General features: G+C 56.2%; 16 protein-coding genes. 10 read left to right on the top strand and 6 right to left on the bottom strand.

The genetic code is table 11. The features are described from left to right. Nucleotides 1-150: 150 nt before the first annotated feature. The gene (locus tag ACR3EN_RS02870) at nt 151-711 is read left to right on the top strand and encodes a hypothetical protein (RefSeq protein WP_480819128.1); all 561 of its coding nucleotides are present in this window, start codon (nt 151-153) and stop codon (nt 709-711) included. Nucleotides 712-833: 122 nt separating this feature from the next. Here the strand turns inward: ACR3EN_RS02870 and ACR3EN_RS02865 are convergent, their stop codons facing one another. The 5 genes from ACR3EN_RS02865 to ACR3EN_RS02845 form a co-directional block, all read right to left on the bottom strand. Further along, nucleotides 834-1,829, bottom strand: a complete 996-nt coding sequence (locus ACR3EN_RS02865) for a hypothetical protein (RefSeq protein ID WP_480819129.1) — start codon at nt 1,827-1,829, stop codon at nt 834-836. Nucleotides 1,830-1,927: 98 nt separating this feature from the next. Next, nucleotides 1,928-2,197 carry a hypothetical protein gene (locus ACR3EN_RS02860; RefSeq protein ID WP_480819130.1) on the bottom strand — a complete coding sequence of 90 codons (270 nt, stop codon included), beginning with the start codon at nt 2,195-2,197 and terminating at the stop codon, nt 1,928-1,930. Between the two features lie 449 nt (nt 2,198-2,646). Next, nucleotides 2,647-3,132, bottom strand: coding sequence for a hypothetical protein (locus ACR3EN_RS02855; protein ID WP_480819131.1), 486 nt, complete (start codon nt 3,130-3,132; stop codon nt 2,647-2,649). Between the two features lie 488 nt (nt 3,133-3,620). Continuing rightward, nucleotides 3,621-4,100 (bottom strand): hypothetical protein, encoded by a 480-nt coding sequence (locus tag ACR3EN_RS02850; RefSeq protein WP_480819132.1) that lies wholly within the window; start codon nt 4,098-4,100, stop codon nt 3,621-3,623. 391 nt (nt 4,101-4,491) lie between these two features. Then, nucleotides 4,492-5,253: a helix-turn-helix domain-containing protein gene (locus tag ACR3EN_RS02845; RefSeq protein WP_480819133.1), complete on the bottom strand. Its 762-nt coding sequence runs from the start codon at nt 5,251-5,253 to the stop codon at nt 4,492-4,494. Nucleotides 5,254-5,584: 331 nt separating this feature from the next. Here ACR3EN_RS02845 and ACR3EN_RS02840 point away from each other — a divergent pair, with 331 nt between their 5' ends. From ACR3EN_RS02840 to ACR3EN_RS02820, 5 genes are all read left to right on the top strand, one after another. After that, the gene (locus ACR3EN_RS02840) at nt 5,585-5,791 is read left to right on the top strand and encodes a hypothetical protein (protein WP_480918388.1); all 207 of its coding nucleotides are present in this window, start codon (nt 5,585-5,587) and stop codon (nt 5,789-5,791) included. A gap of 160 nt (nt 5,792-5,951) precedes the next feature. Beyond that, nucleotides 5,952-6,587: a DsbA family oxidoreductase gene (locus ACR3EN_RS02835; RefSeq protein ID WP_480819135.1), complete on the top strand. Its 636-nt coding sequence runs from the start codon at nt 5,952-5,954 to the stop codon at nt 6,585-6,587. An 87-nt stretch (nt 6,588-6,674) separates the two neighbouring features. Next, nucleotides 6,675-7,571, top strand: a complete 897-nt coding sequence (locus ACR3EN_RS02830) for a LysR family transcriptional regulator (protein ID WP_480819136.1) — start codon at nt 6,675-6,677, stop codon at nt 7,569-7,571. Between the two features lie 142 nt (nt 7,572-7,713). Beyond that, on the top strand, nt 7,714-8,913 hold the full coding sequence (locus ACR3EN_RS02825) for an efflux RND transporter periplasmic adaptor subunit (protein WP_480819137.1): 1,200 nt from the start codon (nt 7,714-7,716) through the stop codon (nt 8,911-8,913). 32 nt (nt 8,914-8,945) lie between these two features. Continuing rightward, nucleotides 8,946-12,125, top strand: coding sequence for an efflux RND transporter permease subunit (locus tag ACR3EN_RS02820; protein WP_480819138.1), 3,180 nt, complete (start codon nt 8,946-8,948; stop codon nt 12,123-12,125). Nucleotides 12,126-12,381: 256 nt separating this feature from the next. Here the strand turns inward: ACR3EN_RS02820 and ACR3EN_RS02815 are convergent, their stop codons facing one another. Next, on the bottom strand, nt 12,382-13,581 hold the full coding sequence (locus ACR3EN_RS02815) for an ROK family transcriptional regulator (RefSeq protein ID WP_480820043.1): 1,200 nt from the start codon (nt 13,579-13,581) through the stop codon (nt 12,382-12,384). Between the two features lie 183 nt (nt 13,582-13,764). Here ACR3EN_RS02815 and ACR3EN_RS02810 point away from each other — a divergent pair, with 183 nt between their 5' ends. The 4 genes from ACR3EN_RS02810 to ACR3EN_RS02795 all read left to right on the top strand — a co-directional run bounded on the left by ACR3EN_RS02810 (nt 13,765) and on the right by ACR3EN_RS02795 (nt 17,321). Then, nucleotides 13,765-14,784, top strand: a complete 1,020-nt coding sequence (locus ACR3EN_RS02810) for a substrate-binding domain-containing protein (RefSeq protein ID WP_480819139.1) — start codon at nt 13,765-13,767, stop codon at nt 14,782-14,784. Between the two features lie 119 nt (nt 14,785-14,903). After that, entirely contained in the window at nt 14,904-15,974 is a 1,071-nt protein-coding gene (locus ACR3EN_RS02805) for an ABC transporter permease (RefSeq protein WP_480819140.1), read from the top strand. After that, a complete protein-coding gene (locus ACR3EN_RS02800; RefSeq protein ID WP_480819141.1) occupies nt 15,974-16,756 on the top strand; it encodes an ATP-binding cassette domain-containing protein in 783 nt (260 codons plus the stop codon). The genes ACR3EN_RS02805 and ACR3EN_RS02800 overlap by 1 nt, the downstream gene beginning before the upstream one ends. 223 nt (nt 16,757-16,979) lie before the next feature. Then, a complete protein-coding gene (locus tag ACR3EN_RS02795) occupies nt 16,980-17,321 on the top strand; it encodes a copper resistance CopC family protein (protein ID WP_480819142.1) in 342 nt (113 codons plus the stop codon).

Here is a 17,321-nt window from a genome sequence, read left to right as displayed (position 1 = left end):
ACGCCCATCAAATGAACGCAGTCCAGGTTGAAAAAGTAGAGGCGAAAGCAGTCTCGATAAGTCTAGAGTTGAGCAACGCCACCCGACACACCCCTTGGAATACGCGACGTAAAATCGAATTTCTACCGATTTGAAACGAATGGAGAACCAATGACACACATACTGAAAGTGCTTCACGCTTCACTCGCTACCTTGGCTATCGGAGCGGCCCCCTCTTTTGCGGCGACCGACGAAGACCCGGCGAAGGAAACTTATCTATTTGTTCAGCATTCCGACACGGCGACGATGGAGGATGGTATTCTGACCCTTCTGGATGCTGATCCGCATATGGTGATTTTTGCAGACCGGCCTTATCGCGCTGCAGCAACCGTACCCAGTGCCGATATGATAAAAGGCTGGGGGGAAGGTCACGACAGCTTTGCCAGCGATCCACCGAACGCAGCGCTCATCGGGCAATCGGACGGGAAACCGGTATCAGTCGTTGTCGAATTGACTGAGCCCAAGTTAATCGATGGGAACCTGACCTTTAGATATACTGTTTTGGAAGGTGCAGAGACGCAGTCGTTGCAAGACAGTTATGTCGTAATCGACTCCAGCCCTTCCTACTTCTTCAAAGGCTGGGCGGACTTGGGTTCTCTTGTGACCGGAAACTCATCATCCTTGGTCCCGTTCGAACAGGACATCGGTGCTGCACCACAAGTCAAAAACTGATAAGCCAGATCGCATGATCTTTGGTGCTTGGCGCTATCCAACTCCAAAGCCTTGATGTTTTGAAAAGGGGTAGCCCGGCACCACCTTGTGGCCACGGCAAGTCCCGCGCAATACCGATTGGCTCAGTCCTTGGGAGAGACCGCAAGCTTCCGATCAGTCATCTCACCGGAATAGTCGACAACCGTAGGGACCTGAGAGCAATACCAAAGTGGTGGTGATACCATCCCGTCTGCTGTCTGGGCCTGCGGGGTCGGCAAAGACGGGAAGAGCTTGGAAAATCCGGCCGCCGGGAATGTGACTGACGAACACATCGCCAACGCATGAAGAACGGTTGTGACCCGTGCATGTTCAACGACCTGACCAAAAGTTCTCGCATTCGGCAAACTCATGGCGTTTGCGAGTTCCTGACCGAACAGCGGTGCCGAAATGTCTATGTTGAAATTCGATGCCTGCTCACTTCCGGCTGATGTAAGGACATAGTCGATCCTTTCACTATCCGAGGCCAGTTGGTGAAAGGATTCAAAAACCAAGTTGCTCGAGCAGGAATCAAGAATAAGGGCGACGCGCCCCGGAATCGTCTCCAGTGCGCTCACGAGCTCGCCCGCAGGAAGCCAGTCCTTCTGGGCGATCGCCAGGACCGGCACGGTGGGCTCTTCCTTGGTCCAGAAGACCAACAAATCCTCGCCGGGGTTTGACACTCGATTATTGACATCCCGGATCGTCTGATCGGGGTTGTAGTAATCCGCCCACTGATAGAACGCGTCGCCGTGCAGGATAAGATACACGATCAAACGGTCCTCGGGTTTTATCTTGGCACTCAGATCGTCAATGTTTTTCAGAACATTAACGCCGGTCGAGTGTTCGTCGACAAGTGACACGACGTTGTCGGCGCTGATCCCGAGACCCGATTTGAAATTCGTCACAATCGAGTCGACACCGTTCCTGCAGGCCTCGACCGGAATATGGGTCCGATAGGGCGGACAAACCCCGATCGCCAATAGATAGGTTTCACCGCCCTCAGCCTCGGCCGATGTTGCGTCGGATTGCTGCGCCTGAACCGGTCCCGCGATGAATGCGAAACATAGCAATACCGCATGAACCAAGCGTATGATCGACATAATCCGTCCTCGCAGTTGAATAACGCAACAGTACCCGCGCATTGGGAAAGCATCACCGGGGCTGAATGGCCGATTGACGCTATTTCCCCAGGGGTGGCTCAGTTGTTATCGGTCGTGGTTTCAGCACCATTGGTGGTCGGATTTGAACTTGCGACCTCTTGCACTGTTCCACCAATGGCCGAGCATGCCTCGTCGGTCTGCGCTATCACTGCGACGTCCGGACTTGCGTCCCCGCTATCTGTCGCCGCAGTCGATTTCACCATGCAAACAACCGGGCGTGGGGCTGCAGCCGCTTGTCCGGCATCCTGACTGGCTGCTGGTGCCTGAGGCTGTGGATAAGGCAGCACCGGGGCGTAGACGGGAACCATCCTGTATCCAACAATCGGCGGGCCATATGAGTGCAGCGGCGCGCCTAGCGCAACGGGCCCTGTAACCGGCCATCCAGAAGCTGCCCCGCCCCATCCATACTGAGTTTCCCCAACGCTTGGGCCGATCGTACCCCAGCTTGGCACGCCGGCCGTATAAAATGGCCAACCGGGCAACCCGCCCCATCCGTATTGCGTTTCGCCAACGCTTGGGCCCGCGTTGCTATACCCGGGCAGCCCACCCCAGCCATACTGCGTCTCGCCCTCCGTAGGACCCGCGATGGCCTGGGGTGCCGTGGCACCTACCAGAAGCCCCGTGATTGCAACGCATGTCAGTCGCTTCAAAGTAAGGTACATTTGCAAACTCTCTTAATGGTTGATCGATTGTATCAAGTTCTGGCGAAACCGCATTCGCTTGTGAAGTTAGCGTTGTGGCGGCTCATAACCCGTATTTAGCCGCCAATGTCACTCCAATTACCCGTCATCAGGCAGTACGACGTTCCGGTGATACAGATGTCGTCGATGATCAGTGCTGCGTTTTGCATCTCTCCAACCTCGGGGCCGGCCAGCTGTTTGACGGTGAAGCTGAGCGTGTCATTCTCGTGTTTTGGCTCACTCAACTCTAGGACGAGTCCAACTTCAGCGCCATCGACTACGCCTGTCAGTGCGGCGTTGGGTGGATCAGAGGCCAGATCGTCAGAACCCTTGGACCAGTTCTCCATCATATCCGACAGCGAAAGGGTTTTTGTGTCACGATAGGGGCGATCTGAAAACGCTAGAACCGACCCGTCTATCCCGCCGAGCGTAAGAACGTCTCCTGCGATCTGCGCATTTTGGGCAAGCTCAACGATCAGAAAACTCTCAGGTTTTTGATCCTGAGCCAGTACAGAGCCTCCGGCAATTACAGTAAACACTGCTGCAAGTACGGTTGATTTCATTAGTTCGTTTCTCCGTCAAATCGGGGCCATAGCCAATGTGCGGGGCCTCAGGGTTTGTGGTATGCAAATCGCAAAGAACGACTATTAACGTCGATTGGTAGCTTCCTTTGCGTCAACTAGCAATTGTTCCAACATTAATTTTGCTTTGGAAAACTCAGACGCCATCAAACTGATGGGCGTTTGATAGGCGCGTTGGTTCAAAATGGTGCAGGATGGCGGAGATTTGCAGCGCGCGTCGCAATGGCCCGGCGACCAAATCTGTATCTTGATTGGTCAAGCCGAGGCTGCATGACAGGGCCGTCCAAAGTCAAAACCACGTCGAACAGACGTGGTTTTGACGCTCGGCCTGCGCACAATCGAAAGTTGCTTTGTGGGCGCGTACGTTAGATCCTGCTGCAATACCATCCTGAGTATCGCCCCAGCACCGGCATCGATTTTTCCCCAAAGCAGGTAATTCTGCACTCCGCTACTTCGGAGTTTTGGCGGGATCAATTGTTGCAGTCTTCACCCCACGAAGCCCAACATTGAAACGTGTAATAAATAGAGTCGACAACCAGCGAGACGGACTCGAGCTGTGTTACATCTGTTCCATGCAACGCCTCGTAGTCAAAGGTCAGAGCATCATTCTCTAGCTTAGGATTGCTGAGGGTGACAATCATACCAACTTGCTTGCCAGCGCTCATACCGGACAAGGCTGCGTTGGGCGGATCAGACGCAAAGCTGTTTTCGCCGTGGCCCCAGTTCTCCACGATCGATTCAACAGACATATTCATCGCGTCGCGATAAGGTCGGTCTGTGAACAGAGTGATCTGATCATCAATCCCGGTCAGGACCAATTGACCGTTTTCGAGCGTGGCGTTTTCGGCAACTTCCATCAAAAGCCAACTCTTCGCGTCTTCGGCCGCAACCTGTACGGGGCACAATGCGATGCCCATTCCGATCCCTGCAAGAAACAAGCGAGTTTTCACGTTAGTCTCCTATACGAATTCTTGTTTATGAAGCTGTCAGTTATGTTCCTTCATAGTTTATGGGGCACATCGCTTTGCAACTGCAAGTTACGAATTCTTAAACTCCCACTGCAAGAGTACGCTCCGACTGCAGCCCTTTGAGTTGTGCGACATTTGGAGGGGCTGAAATTGAACGAGCGCCCAGCCGCAAAACCAAGTCTCTAAGAAAGAAGAATTTGCGATCATTTAGCCAGATTAACAGCAGCAGGCAGCGCAGTTCTACGAGAACACTCTCAGGGATCACTTTTCTCAAACCTATTCGCCCGGGCCAGGTGACCGCTTCGTAATCTCCGATAGAATCCGCCGGGCGATGCCCAGAGCACCCATGAGCCATGTTAATCGCCTCAAAAGCCTACGACCCTGCGGCGGCATGCATCTGTTCAAATGCGGTTTGGGTCGCCGTGTCGCTTGGAAAATACAGTTCGACTTTCAAACCATCGAGCAGAAGGTCTTCCGGTGTCCCGAACTGAGAAATGGTCGCGAACATCGACAGGCGCAAATCACCGTGCTTTAGAACAGTCGGGATGACCGGCCCGGGCGTGATAGATTTTGGCTGCGGAACGCCCAGCAAGTATTCGATCACGGCTTCGAATTTGGGCACGCCACCCGAAGCCGCGTTCTCCGTCCGAAGTCGCGTCGCTACGCTATGGGCGACCTCTGCCCAGTTCTCGACGTACTCCGGCAGCGCGCTCATCATCATCAGATCCAACATGCTGTCTCCGACACCGATGCCAAACAGGTCGAAGAGCGCAAGCGCTGTCGTGTTCGCCTCTCGGATCGTCCACAACCGATCAACGGCCAACCCTGGATAGGGCGCGTGCCGCTCCAACTGCCATTGAACCGCGCGGCGTATTGGTGCCATTTCAGAGGTGTTCCAATCGCGACCTTGATAGCGAATGGCAAAGCCTGCGTTTGTCAGCATCTGATTGCGGGCATCAAGCGGAAGCTTCAGCGCCTCACCCAACCGTATGACCATCTCGCGGCTGGGATTGGCGCGCCCAGTTTCCAGGAATGACAGATGCCGCGTGGAAATCTGCGCCTCCATGGCCAGGTCAAGCTGACTGAGACGGCGCGACGCGCGCCAGGTTTTCAGTGCGTTTGCAAATTCGGTCATTGCATAGTGTTAGCCGACGCCGCGACTAAGTGCACTTACCTCTGAGGTAATTGCAGCAGTTACGGGACCGCCGATAGTGTCCAGACGAAACATTGAATAGGGTCACCATGAACACACACGCTGTACACAAGTTCTGGCTGAAGATTTCGGCGATTGTCATCGGTTTTTTGGGCCGGCGCTGATACTTGGTACAATCCCGGCTACGAATGAGCCAGCCAGGCTCGGCCTTGATATCCTGACCTGGCCCATCGACGGCTTCCCGGACTACCAGTCAGAGGAAATCCGTTTTCTGTCGGCGCTTGCAGGCGGGTTCCTGATTGGTTGGGCGGTGATGGTCTGGACGCTTTCGACAATGGCCTACGATCACGCGCCGGAAGCGGTGCGAAAGTCGCTGGTTTATGGTGCTTGTGCATGGTTTGCCGCTGACAGTTTTGGCTCGGTTGCCTCCGGACACTGGCAGAACGTTCTTTGGAACACTCTTATTCTGCTTTTGGCTGTTGGTCCGATGTGGCGGCCCGCCGAAGCTTCTTCCCGCTAATCAGCGCACGTCGCCATTTTCTGTTAATTTGGTCTCTAACGAATTGCGCAGGATTAGTCGTTGCGTTCCGTGCAACGGTAATCGCGGCTTTTTACCAATTCCGCTCTGACGCGCACAACCCAACCTTACGTGTCATAACCACAGCGCAAGAGGTGATACCATGTCAGAGCTTCATCCTATCGTTATCGACATCTGGTCAGACTACGTCTGTCCTTACTGCTATCTCGAATTACCGGTGCTTGACGCATTGAGGGCCGAAAGCGAGCACCCGATTACCGTGAACTGGCACGCGTTTGAACTGCGTCCCTACCCAAACCCAACGCTCGACCCCGACGGAGGCTACTTGCTGGGTGTCTGGGGCCGCTCTGTCTATCCGCTGGCGGAAGAGCGCGGGCTGCCCCTGAAACTGCCGCCGGTTCAGCCCTATAGCAAGGATGCGTTGGCCGCTGCCGAATACGTCAAAGAAACCCCGCATTTCGACAGGTTCCATAGGGCGATGTTCAAGGCTTTCTTCGAAGACGGGCGGGACATTGGATCGCGCGAAGTGATCGAAGATGTGGCGAGGCGGGTAGGTCTCGACCCTGTGGCGATATCTGACGCCATCGACCACGGTGATTACGGGGCGCGGGTGGATGGCTCGCTGCGCCAAGGTCTTGCCCTCGGTGTCCAGGGCGTCCCGTCGATTTTTCTGACAGACACTGTCACAGGGCGGAAGCTGCGGTTACCGGGTGCTGCGAACCTTGCCACCTTCAAAGCAGGCTTGGCTCAACTGAACGCGTCCGATCAGGCCGCATGACCAATGAGGCCTCGGCGCGCCTTTGTACACAGGGTTGCTGTTATCAGTTGTTGACAAAGGATGCGCGACTGACGGCAATTAGCGGTCATGGATAACCTGTCGGACCTCAAACTGTTTGTCCGCGTCGCTTTGACAGAAAGCTTCGCAGCGGCGGCGCGTATTGAAGGAATGACCAGTTCTGCCGTCTCAAAAGCTGTTCAGCGTGTCGAGGCCGACGTCGGCGCAAAGCTGTTCTCGCGTACCACGCGCTCGGTCGCGCTGACCGTGGAAGGTGAACGGCTACTGGAGGGTGCGCGAAAGCTGCTGGATGATGCCGAGAGTCTGAAAACCGAATTCACGGATAGTTTGGACGAGCCCAGGGGAAAACTGGTAGTTTCGGCGTCTGCCGTTTTTGGGCGGATGTGGCTGACGCAGCGGGTGTTGTCGTTCATGTGCCGCTACAAGCATGTCGAGGTGGAGCTTCGCTTTGAGGACCGGATTGTCGATCTGGCTTCCGAGGGGATTGATGTCGCCATTCGTATCGGTGAACTGGGTGACAGTGCCAATCTGGTCGCACGAAAGCTGTTCGATGATGTCATCCACACTGTCGCGGCACCGTCTTATGTAAAACGCTACGGGCACCCACAGCGAATACCTGATCTGGAAGCACATCGGGGCATACATTATCGCGCTCAGAACACAGGACGGTTGTTTCCTTTCATATTCGAGTGTGAAGGCAATGTGGTGCGCCGGACGCTTGATCCGGTCCTGATCGGAAATGATATCGACGCGATCCACCAAGCTGCAGAGGCCGGTCTTGGGATTGCGCAACTCCCGACTTACCTGATCCTTGACTCGCTGGAAAAAGGCCGGTTGGTGGAAGTGATGCAGGAGGTCCGGATGGACAGATTTCCCTACTCCATCGTCTATCTCGACCGCAGACTCGTCGCCCCGCGCGTCAGGGCGTTCGTGGATTTCCTTGTGTCAAACCCTCCAAGCTTTTGAAGATAATAGATTATCTGGCGTCGCTTCAATTGCGTCCTGACGGGAAATAGTGATGGTCCTGCCAACTGGCTACACGAGCGGGTACTAAAAGCGACATTCTACCCACAACCCCGGGCTATTGCCCAAAGGTGAGGATAGAATGATGTCATACAAAGGTTCCCTGTTTTCCGGTATCGCGATCGGCGCCGCTGTTGCCGCTGGTCTTTGGTACGGAGCGAGCAAATTTGAACTTCCCAGTTTTGTAGCTGCGGCGCAGGCCTCCGCACCCGCTGCAGCACCTGTTGCGCCGACGGTTGAGGTTTTTCTGGCGGAAAGACGTGATGTGGATGCTTGGGACGAGTTCACTGGCCGGTTCCAAGCGGTGGACGAAGTTTTGGTCCGCGCCCGCGTGTCCGGACACCTGGACAACGTGCATTTTAAGTCCGGCCAGATCGTTCAGAAGGGCGATTTGCTTTTCTCGATTGACCCGCGTCCTTATCGGGCGATCTTGTCAGACGCTCAGGCCGGCCTGACTGAAGCCGAAGCAGCTGCCGAGCTTAGCCGGGCCGAACTTGCGCGGGCTGAAAGCCTGCGCGAACAAGGCCATATCAGTCAGTCCGTTCTGGACACGCGGAGACAGAACGCGGCGATTGCGAAGGCCAGTGTCGCCTCGGCCAAGGCAGCGATCGAACGCGCACAGCTGGACCTTGAATTCACGCAAATTCATGCGCCGGTCACGGGGCGGATATCCGACGATTTTGTAAGCGAAGGTAATTTGGTTTCTGCGGGCTCTACCTCAACCCCACTGACAACGATCGTTTCCATCGATCCGATTCATTTCGTCTTTGACGTGACCGAACAGCAATATCTTGACTATATGCGCCTTCACGACGAGGCAGGTTTTCGCGGCGTTGCCGGTGATCTGCCGGTCGAGATCAAGCTCACCGGGGCCGTGGATTTCGAGTATCCCGGCCAGATCGATTTTGTCGACAACCGGCTGGATGCAAGCACTGGGACCCTGAGGGGCCATGCGGTGCTGAACAACACTGATGGCCTTCTGGTGCCCGGAATGTTCGGGCGTATGCGGATGGCCGCCGAGACAGATGCGCAAGGCATTGTCATCCCAGAACAGGCAATCAACTCGGATCAGGCCGCCAAGTTCGTCTGGGTTGTCGATGCTGACAATGCGGTCAGCCGCCGCGATGTCGTTCTTCATGATCGTCATGATGGATTGCGCGTCGTCGAGGGTCTGGATGCGGGCGAGCAGGTGGTTGTCAGCGGGCTGCATATGATTGCCGCTGGTGCGAAAGTGCAGGTTCACCAGACATCACACACAGAAACGACCAAGGTCGCGTCGCGCTGAGCGCGAGGCAAAATTCAGGTGAGGACATTCCAATGAAACTGCCCCATTTCTTTATTGACCGACCAATATTTGCGATTGTGATTTCCGCATTTATCACCATCGTCGGAGCTCTGAGCTATTTCACGCTGCCGGTCGCGCAGTACCCCGAGGTTGCACCTCCGACGGTGCAGGTGCGCGCGCAGTACCCCGGTGCTTCTGCAGAGACGATTGCGCAAACGGTTGCAACACCGCTTGAACAGCAGATCAACGGCGTGGAAGGGATGCTCTATCTGTCGTCGCAAGCGACCGGGGACGGGAATCTGACAATCACCGTCACGTTTGAACTGGGCACTGATCTGGATGCAGCACAGGTTCTGGTTCAGAACCGGGTCGCGATTGCCGAGCCACGCCTGCCGGAAACCGTACGCCGCCTTGGTGTGATCACGCAAAAGGCGTCTCCGGATTTGTTGCTGGTTGTGCATATGTTCTCGCCGGATGCCTCACGCGATGCACTGTACATCACCAACGCGGCGCAACGCGTGCGCGATGAGCTGACGCGGCTTGGTGGTGTCGGCGACGTGACCCTGTTCGGTGCGCGGGATTACTCCATGCGCATCTGGCTGGATCCCGAACGTATCGCCGCGCTCGATATGACCCCGGGCGAAGTGATCTCGGCCCTGCGGAGCCAGAACGCACAGGTCGCATCCGGCCTTCTGAACCAGCAACCGACACCGGATGCTGCGGATTTTGAGGTATCGGTGCAAACGGCGGGCCGTTTGACCGATGTATCCGAGTTCGAACGGATCATCGTGAAACGCGGGGATGAAGGCCGGATCGTACGCCTGTCCGACATCGCGCGCATCGAACTGGGTGCTGCGAACTATACGACACGTGCCTATCTCAATAAGGATGCCGCTGTCGCGATGGTAGTGAACCAGCGTCCCGGCACCAATGCACTTGCAACCGCCGCCGATGTGCTTGAAACGGTCGAGCGGTTGAGCCAGGACTTTCCCGAAGGTCTGGCCTATGACGTGATCTATAACCCGACCGAATACATTCAGGCGTCGATTGATGCGGTTGTCAAAACCATGATCGAAGCCGTCGTTTTGGTTGTGGCAGTGATCCTGCTGTTCTTGGGCACATGGCGTGCCGCTGTGACACCCATTCTTGCAATCCCTGTATCGTTGGTTGGCACATTCGCGGTCATGTCGGCACTGGGGTATTCGATCAACAACCTATCGCTGTTCGGGCTGGTCCTTGCGGTGGGTATCGTTGTTGACGATGCGATCATCGTAGTCGAAGGGATTGAGAAACACATCCGCAACGGCGCGTCGCCGCGCGACGCAGCACGTAAGACGATGACCGAAGTCTCTGGTGCACTGGTTGCGACCTCTCTTGTCCTCGCGGCGGTGTTTATCCCGACAGCAGCCGTTGCCGGTATTTCGGGCGAGTTCTATCGTCAGTTCGCCGTCACAATCACCGCTGCCACTGCGATATCTCTGCTGGTGTCGCTGACCCTGTCGCCGTCGCTGGCCGCGATGCTGCTGAAGCCTCATGGTGAACAGAAGCCCGGCCTGCTGATGCGTCCGGTGGTCTTTGCATTGTCCAAGTTTGACGCGGGCTTTGATCGCGCGTCCAACGGCTATGCCTGGGCCACCCGCCGGTTGGTTCGTGTGCCAGCCATCATGCTGAGCCTGTTTGCCGGCCTTCTGTTGCTGACGGATGCACAATTCTCGAAGGTTCCGGGTGGCTTCGTTCCTGAGCAGGATCAGGGGTACTACATTACAGTCGTCCAACTGCCTCCGGGTGCATCGCTGGAACGTACGGACAAGATCGTTCGCCACGCGGTTGATGAATTGCTTGAGATCAAAGGCGTGGAAAACGCCGCTGTCTTCTCTGGCTTCAACGGTGCGACCTTCACCACTGAATCCAACACCGGCGTGATTTTCTTTGCCACCACACCGTTTGAAAATCGTAAGGCACAGGGCGTAAAGGCCGAAGAAGTTCTGGCCGAAGCCCGCCAGCGCATGGCAAGTATCGACGATGCGGCGATCTTTGTCATCGCGCCCCCGCCAGTGCGCGGGATCGGGACCGGTGGCGGATTCAAAATGATGCTGCAGGACACGGGCAATGTCGGTCCGGTTGCGCTGGAACAAGCTGCGCGTGCCTTGTCTGCTGAGGCCAACGCAGATCCCGGACTGGTCGCTGTCTTCTCGCTCTATTCCACCGGCACCCCACGTGTCTGGGCCGAGATCGATCGTGAACGCGCCGAGATGCTGAACGTGCCGGTTGCCAATATCAACGAAGCGTTGGAGGTCTATCTTGGGTCGTCTTATGTGAATGACTTCAACCTGTTTGGCCGCACCTATACCGTGGTTGCACAAGCGGATGCCCAGTTCCGCGAAACCGCCGAGGATGTCGCGCGTTTACGTACCCGGTCTGACGATGGTGCCATGGTGCCTCTTGGAGCTGTGGCAAGCTTTGAGGATACAACTGGCCCGCTACGCCAGCCGCGCTACAACCTCTTCCCCGCGGCCGCCGTGCAAGGCCAGACGATGCCGGGTGTGTCCTCAGCGGAAGCTCTGGAGCGCATGGAGAAACTGGCCGACCAGATTCTGCCCGCCGGAATCAGCTATGAATGGACCGAGCTGAGCTATCAGGAGAAGAATACAGACGACACCGCGCTGCTTGTGTTTGGTTTCGCCGTTCTCTTCGTGTTCCTTGTTCTGGCCGCACAGTATGAAAGCTGGGCTCTGCCCGCCGCAGTGATCCTGATCGTGCCGATGGTACTTCTGTCTGCGATCACCGGGGTATGGATTGCCCGGCTGGATAACAACATCCTTGTTCAGATCGGGTTTGTCGTGCTCGTCGCACTGGCCTCAAAGAACGCGATCCTGATTGTCGAGTTCGCGCGCCAGGCCGAGAATCAGGGTTTGGATCGCTGGCAGGCTGCGGTTCAGGCGGCTCAAACCCGGCTGCGTCCGATCGTCATGACCTCGCTCGCATTCATTCTGGGCGTTGTGCCGCTGATGGTCGCAACCGGTGCAGGCGCTGAGATGCGCCAGGCGCTTGGTGTCTCGGTCTTCTCGGGCATGTTGGGCGTCACGGTGTTCGGACTGCTGTTCACACCGATGTTCTATGTTGCGCTGCGCGCGGTCGAAGAGCGTCTCTTTCGCAAAAAGGCAACACCGGATGTGACGATAAAAGAGGCGTTGAAATATCAAAGCGTCTGACCCTCACCTTCAGATGCCTTGATCAGGCCCGCCACATCGTGTGGCGGGCCTAGTCTGTCCGGCACACCTGTCTGGTTGCAGGCCAGAACTTGGTCCGGCAAGCAACACGCCGCATCACTGCGCGTAGAAATTTCGGTCATAGCGGCCAAGGGCAAATATTTACGCGGGGCGCTGTCCTCAGTGAGCGCGCAGACACCGTCGTAGGGGGTATCGGTATCGCGAGATGCCTGGGTGGCGCAAACTGGAATGAGGTCGTCTACATCCCAGAAAGACCCGCATTCGTGTTCAAAAGAAACTGACGGAAAATCGGGCTGCTCGCGGCTCCGATACCTCGCGCGTTTTCTCCAATCGCGGCTGCTTCCACAACAGGAGGAATCAAACCGCGTTTGTCCTGGTTTGCCAAATACCGGCGCACGCGGGCGACAAGCTCGTCCCGAACGTCGGTCGGGAAAGCCCCGTCGATGAAAATAGCCTCGAAGTCGATGACGGCGCAGATCGACAGCGCCGCCTTTGCCAGTTCCTGGGCGGTGGTTCCGATCCACGGCTCGACATAACGTGAGATGCTGCTCCAATCCTGCGGCTTGTTCCAGAGAATCCTGGGATCAACACCGGCTTCGATTAACCTATCCTCAAGCAGGAACAACGAGGCGGTGTCGATCAATTGCTGGCTTTCACCCAGAGGACCGGTTGTACGCATGGCACCCAGAGCACCCGCATTGCCTTGGTTGCCTTCAAATACGGTGCCGTTCAGTGCGACACCGCCACCGATCATCGAGCCGATAAAGAAATAGAAATAGTCACGGTATTCGGCCCCGCGGCCATACAGGTGCTCGGCGCGGCACGCGGCGGTTGCGTCATTCACAACAAAAACCGGCAGGTCAGTGAATTTGGCAACTTCCGAGAAGAAGTTGACATTTCTCCATGAGCTGAACTTTCTTGCAGCAATTCCCGTAAGGTCGTGCCATTTCCAAAGCTCGAACGGGGTTCCGATCCCGATACCGCAGACACGGTCGCGCAACCTTTGGGGCTCGCGGGCCAAAAGCGTTTCCAAACCGGTTTCGAGAAATCCGAAAATCACATCGGGCAGGGGATAGTCGTAGGCCGTTGTCAGCTGGTGGCGGGGCTTGCCCGTAAAGTCGATCAACAGAAGATCGGCACTGCGCCGCCCGATTTTCATCCCCACAGACAGGATGCCTTCGGGGTTGAGTTCCATCGGAACCGAAGGCTTGCCAACTTTTCCACGCAAAGGGGTTCCGCGTTTGAGAATCTGGTCTTTTTCGAGCTTGCGTAAAATGATCGATACTGTCTGCGGAGACAGCCCCGTCAGCCGTGCGACATCTGCGCCTGCTGTAGGTCCATGTCGTTGTAAAACGGTCAAAATCAGACGTTCGTTGTGGTCACGAACACCGCTTTGACTGACCCCGCCGGTCAGGATTTTGAGCGCCTCTTTCTCCATAATTCTGAACATAAACGCCTTGTTTTCTTATGAAAAGGCGCTCGGGTAAATTAATAAATAAACTTTATTTATTTATTGACACAGAGACCAGAATCACGGTTTCTTGAACAAGACCTTCATTGGAGGATGGAGGCACGTCTTGCGGGCACGCTGGCGAGGCGAAATCTATTTTGGGAGGACAACATGAGAAATCTACTCACGCTTGCCGCATCAGCGACGGTGCTGACGATGGCGGCTGCATCTGCTCAGGCGGCCGGAGAAACCGTATGTCTGATCACCAAGACGGACACCAATCCTTTCTTTGTCAAAATGAAGGAAGGCGCGACTGCCAAAGCAGAAGAGTTGGGCATGACGCTCAAGGCGTTCGCTGGCAAGGTTGATGGCGACCATGAAACGCAGGTCCAGGCCATCGAAACCTGCATTCTCGATGGTGCCAAGGGTATTTTGCTGACGGCCTCTGACACAAGCTCGATCGTGCCTGCCGTTCAGCAGGCGCGGGACGCAGGCGTGTTGGTCATTGCGCTGGATACGCCGCTCAGCCCGATTGACTCTGCCGACGCAACTTTTGCGACGGACAACTACAAGGCGGGTTTGCTGATCGGCCAATGGGCCAAAGCCAAGATGGGCGATGCAGCGGCCGACGCAAAAATTGCCACCCTTGATCTGAACGTCAGCCAGCCGACGGTGGATGTTCTGCGCAATCAGGGCTTTCTGGATGGTTTCGGCGTAGACCTGGCGGACCCGAATGTCATTGGTGATGAAACCGATGCGCGTCTGGTTGGCAGCGATGTCACGGATGGCAACGAGGAAGGCGGCCGTCGTGCGATGGAAAACCTTCTGGCCAAGGACCCTTCGATCAATGTTGTGCACACGATCAACGAACCCGCTGCAGCAGGGGCTTACGAGGCGCTGAAATCCATCGGGCGTGAGAACGACGTCCTGATCGTTTCGGTCGATGGGGGTTGCCCCGGCGTTCAAAACGTCGAAGCCGGAGTGATCGGAGCCACAAGCCAGCAATATCCGCTGTTGATGGCATCGCTAGGGGTTGAAGCCGTGAAGAAGTGGGCCGACGAGGGCGTGAAGCCTGAAAACACGCCCGGCAAGGACTTCTATGACACGGGTGTTGCGCTTATCACCGACCAGCCCGTTGATGGTGTAGAGTCGCTTTCGGTCGCAGAAGGTCTTGATCTCTGCTGGGGCTGATACCGCCCTTTCATGGTGAGGCGTATCAGAGCGCCTCATCATTCCGTTCACCAGCAAACTGAAACTTCCTGTACACTGATTTCGTGGGGGCTATTGCAGGCCACGAAAAAGGGGGAGATATGTCCGAAGCAAACCAAAGCGCCCAGGAATTCGAAGCCGCCGCCAGCAAAACGGAAACAGTGGCAGAGTTTGAGGATCATCGGCGTGGTGTTCTGGGGAAGTTGCAGCATCTTCTCCATGTCAATCCGTCCTTCGTTCCGCTGATCGTCCTGATTGGGGCGATAGCGATCTTTGGCCTTCTGCTGGGTTCAAAATTCTTCTCACCCTTCGCGATGACCCTGATCCTGCAACAGGTTCAGATTGTCGGCATCGTGGCCGCAGCGCAAAGTCTGGTCATTCTGACCGCAGGCATCGATCTGAGCGTTGGTGCGATCATGGTTTTCTCATCCGTGATCATGGGCCAGTTCACATTCCGATACGGTATCCCGGTCCCCGTTGCGGTGATGTGTGGACTTGCAATGGGAACCCTGATCGGTGCCCTCAACGGCTGGCTTGTCAGCCGCGTGAAACTTCCGCCGTTTATCGTCACGCTCGGGATGTGGCAGATCGTGCTGGCCACAAATTTCCTGTACTCTGCGAATGAGACCATTCGCAGTCAGGATATCGAGGCCAACGCGCCGTTCCTTCAGTTCTTTGGCACCAAATTCAGTGTGGGCGGCGCGACATTTACAGTCGGCGTCATCTTTATGCTCGTTTTGATTTTTGTGCTGGCCTACGCGCTCAAACACACGGCCTGGGGTCGGCATGTCTATGCCGTGGGTGACGACCCCGAGGCCGCCGAACTGTCGGGTGTCAATGTCCACAGAACGCTGATGTCGGTCTATATGCTCTCGGGTTTGATCTGTGCGTTTGCGGGATGGGCTCTGATTGGGCGCATCGGATCGGTGTCACCGACATCGGGCCAGTTGGCCAATATCGAAAGCATCACCGCAGTGGTGATCGGTGGCATCTCATTGTTTGGCGGGCGGGGGTCCATTCTGGGGTCGCTGTTCGGGGCGCTGATCGTCGGCGTCTTTACCCTGGGGCTGAGATTGCTGGGGGCGGATGCGCAGTGGACCTTCCTGCTGATCGGTCTTCTCATCATCGCAGCGGTCGCTGTCGACCAGTGGATCAGAAAGGTATCGGGCTAATGTCAGACACAACACCAGTCGTCCAGGGCCGCGGGATCGTGAAGCGCTATGGCCACGTCACCGCAATCGATCATTCCGACTTTGAACTGCGGCAAGGTGAAATCCTTGCGGTGATCGGGGACAACGGCGCAGGCAAATCTTCCATCGTCAAGGCGATCTGCGGTGCCACGATTCCGGACGAAGGCGAAATCCTGATCGAGGGGGAAAAGGTAAACTTCTCCTCTCCTATCGACGCGCGGAACATGGGGATCGAGATTGTCTATCAGCAACTGGCAATGTCGCCGGCGCTGTCGATTGCAGACAATATGTTCATGGGGCGCGAGATCCGAAAGCCGGGATTCATGGGGCGGTATCTGCGTCAACTCGACCGTCCCGCTATGGAGAAATTTGCGCGCGAAAAACTGACTGAACTTGGGTTGATGACGGTGCAGTCGATCAATCAGGCTGTCGAGACGCTGTCAGGTGGTCAACGGCAGGGTGTCGCGGTTGCGCGTGCCGCGGCCTTTGCGACCAAGTTCATCATCATGGACGAACCGACCGCCGCATTGGGCGTAAAAGAAAGTCGCAAGGTGCTGGAGCTTATCCAGGATGTGCGCGCCCGAGGCATACCGATCATCCTGATCAGCCATAACATGCCGCATGTATTTGAGGTTGCCGACCGTATTCACGTGCATCGGCTGGGCAAACGGCTTTGCACGATTGATCCCAAAGACTACACGATGTCGGATGCAGTGGCTTTCATGACCGGGGCCAAAGAGCCCCCGAAAGAAGACGCCGCCTGATCCGGCGAAATCAAGAATGTGCTGGCGGTTTGATCGGTCCTTGGCCACCCGGCTGGGAAAAGGTCAGTCCGGATATCGTTTTGTTTTCTGTACGATGCACCTGCGCCTGCGACGGAAGTAAGTTGATCCCGCCTCGGTGAGGGTCAGCTCGAGGTGACGTTGCTCTGGCGATCACGTAGATTCGTGGTATCCATGCGCCATTGAGTGAATTGAGGATTTACCCATGAAAAAAGTTGTAGCGCTCGTCCTCACGGGCCTGCTTCCCGCTGGCGCACTGGCGCATTCAAAGGTGCAGGAGACGACGCCGGCGCATGGCGCGACAATTGATGCGGCACCTGCTGAAATCGGCCTTACTTTTGACAAGGGCATCAGGTTGACGCGGGTAGAAATGGTGCATGACAATAGTCCCTCAGTCAGCCTCGAACTCGGTGAGCAAACGGGTTTCGATCGGGTGTTTGCGGTTCCCTTGCCGACCGCCGAAACCGGCCTCTACGTCATCGAATGGCGTGGATTGGGTGAGGATGGCCATGTGATGCAAGGTGAGTTTTCCTTTACTGTGGAATGA

This window comes from Ruegeria sp. G7 (assembly GCF_056535465.1).
This window is presented reverse-complemented; position numbering and strand designations above follow the sequence as displayed.

Excerpts from the sequence above, each read along its gene's own strand:
- ACR3EN_RS02870 (WP_480819128.1), top strand. The coding sequence starts at position 151 with ATGACACACATACTGAAAGTGCTTCACGCTTCACTCGCTACCTTGGCT.
- ACR3EN_RS02865 (WP_480819129.1), bottom strand. The coding sequence starts at position 1,829 with ATGTCGATCATACGCTTGGTTCATGCGGTATTGCTATGTTTCGCATTC.
- ACR3EN_RS02860 (WP_480819130.1), bottom strand. The coding sequence starts at position 2,197 with ATGGTTCCCGTCTACGCCCCGGTGCTGCCTTATCCACAGCCTCAGGCA.
- ACR3EN_RS02855 (WP_480819131.1), bottom strand. The coding sequence starts at position 3,132 with ATGAAATCAACCGTACTTGCAGCAGTGTTTACTGTAATTGCCGGAGGC.
- ACR3EN_RS02845 (WP_480819133.1), bottom strand. The coding sequence starts at position 5,253 with ATGACCGAATTTGCAAACGCACTGAAAACCTGGCGCGCGTCGCGCCGT.
- ACR3EN_RS02840 (WP_480918388.1), top strand. The coding sequence starts at position 5,585 with ATGGTCTGGACGCTTTCGACAATGGCCTACGATCACGCGCCGGAAGCG.
- ACR3EN_RS02835 (WP_480819135.1), top strand. The coding sequence starts at position 5,952 with ATGTCAGAGCTTCATCCTATCGTTATCGACATCTGGTCAGACTACGTC.
- ACR3EN_RS02830 (WP_480819136.1), top strand. The coding sequence starts at position 6,675 with ATGGATAACCTGTCGGACCTCAAACTGTTTGTCCGCGTCGCTTTGACA.
- ACR3EN_RS02825 (WP_480819137.1), top strand. The coding sequence starts at position 7,714 with ATGTCATACAAAGGTTCCCTGTTTTCCGGTATCGCGATCGGCGCCGCT.
- ACR3EN_RS02820 (WP_480819138.1), top strand. The coding sequence starts at position 8,946 with ATGAAACTGCCCCATTTCTTTATTGACCGACCAATATTTGCGATTGTG.
- ACR3EN_RS02815 (WP_480820043.1), bottom strand. The coding sequence starts at position 13,581 with ATGGAGAAAGAGGCGCTCAAAATCCTGACCGGCGGGGTCAGTCAAAGC.
- ACR3EN_RS02810 (WP_480819139.1), top strand. The coding sequence starts at position 13,765 with ATGAGAAATCTACTCACGCTTGCCGCATCAGCGACGGTGCTGACGATG.
- ACR3EN_RS02805 (WP_480819140.1), top strand. The coding sequence starts at position 14,904 with ATGTCCGAAGCAAACCAAAGCGCCCAGGAATTCGAAGCCGCCGCCAGC.
- ACR3EN_RS02800 (WP_480819141.1), top strand. The coding sequence starts at position 15,974 with ATGTCAGACACAACACCAGTCGTCCAGGGCCGCGGGATCGTGAAGCGC.
- ACR3EN_RS02795 (WP_480819142.1), top strand. The coding sequence starts at position 16,980 with ATGAAAAAAGTTGTAGCGCTCGTCCTCACGGGCCTGCTTCCCGCTGGC.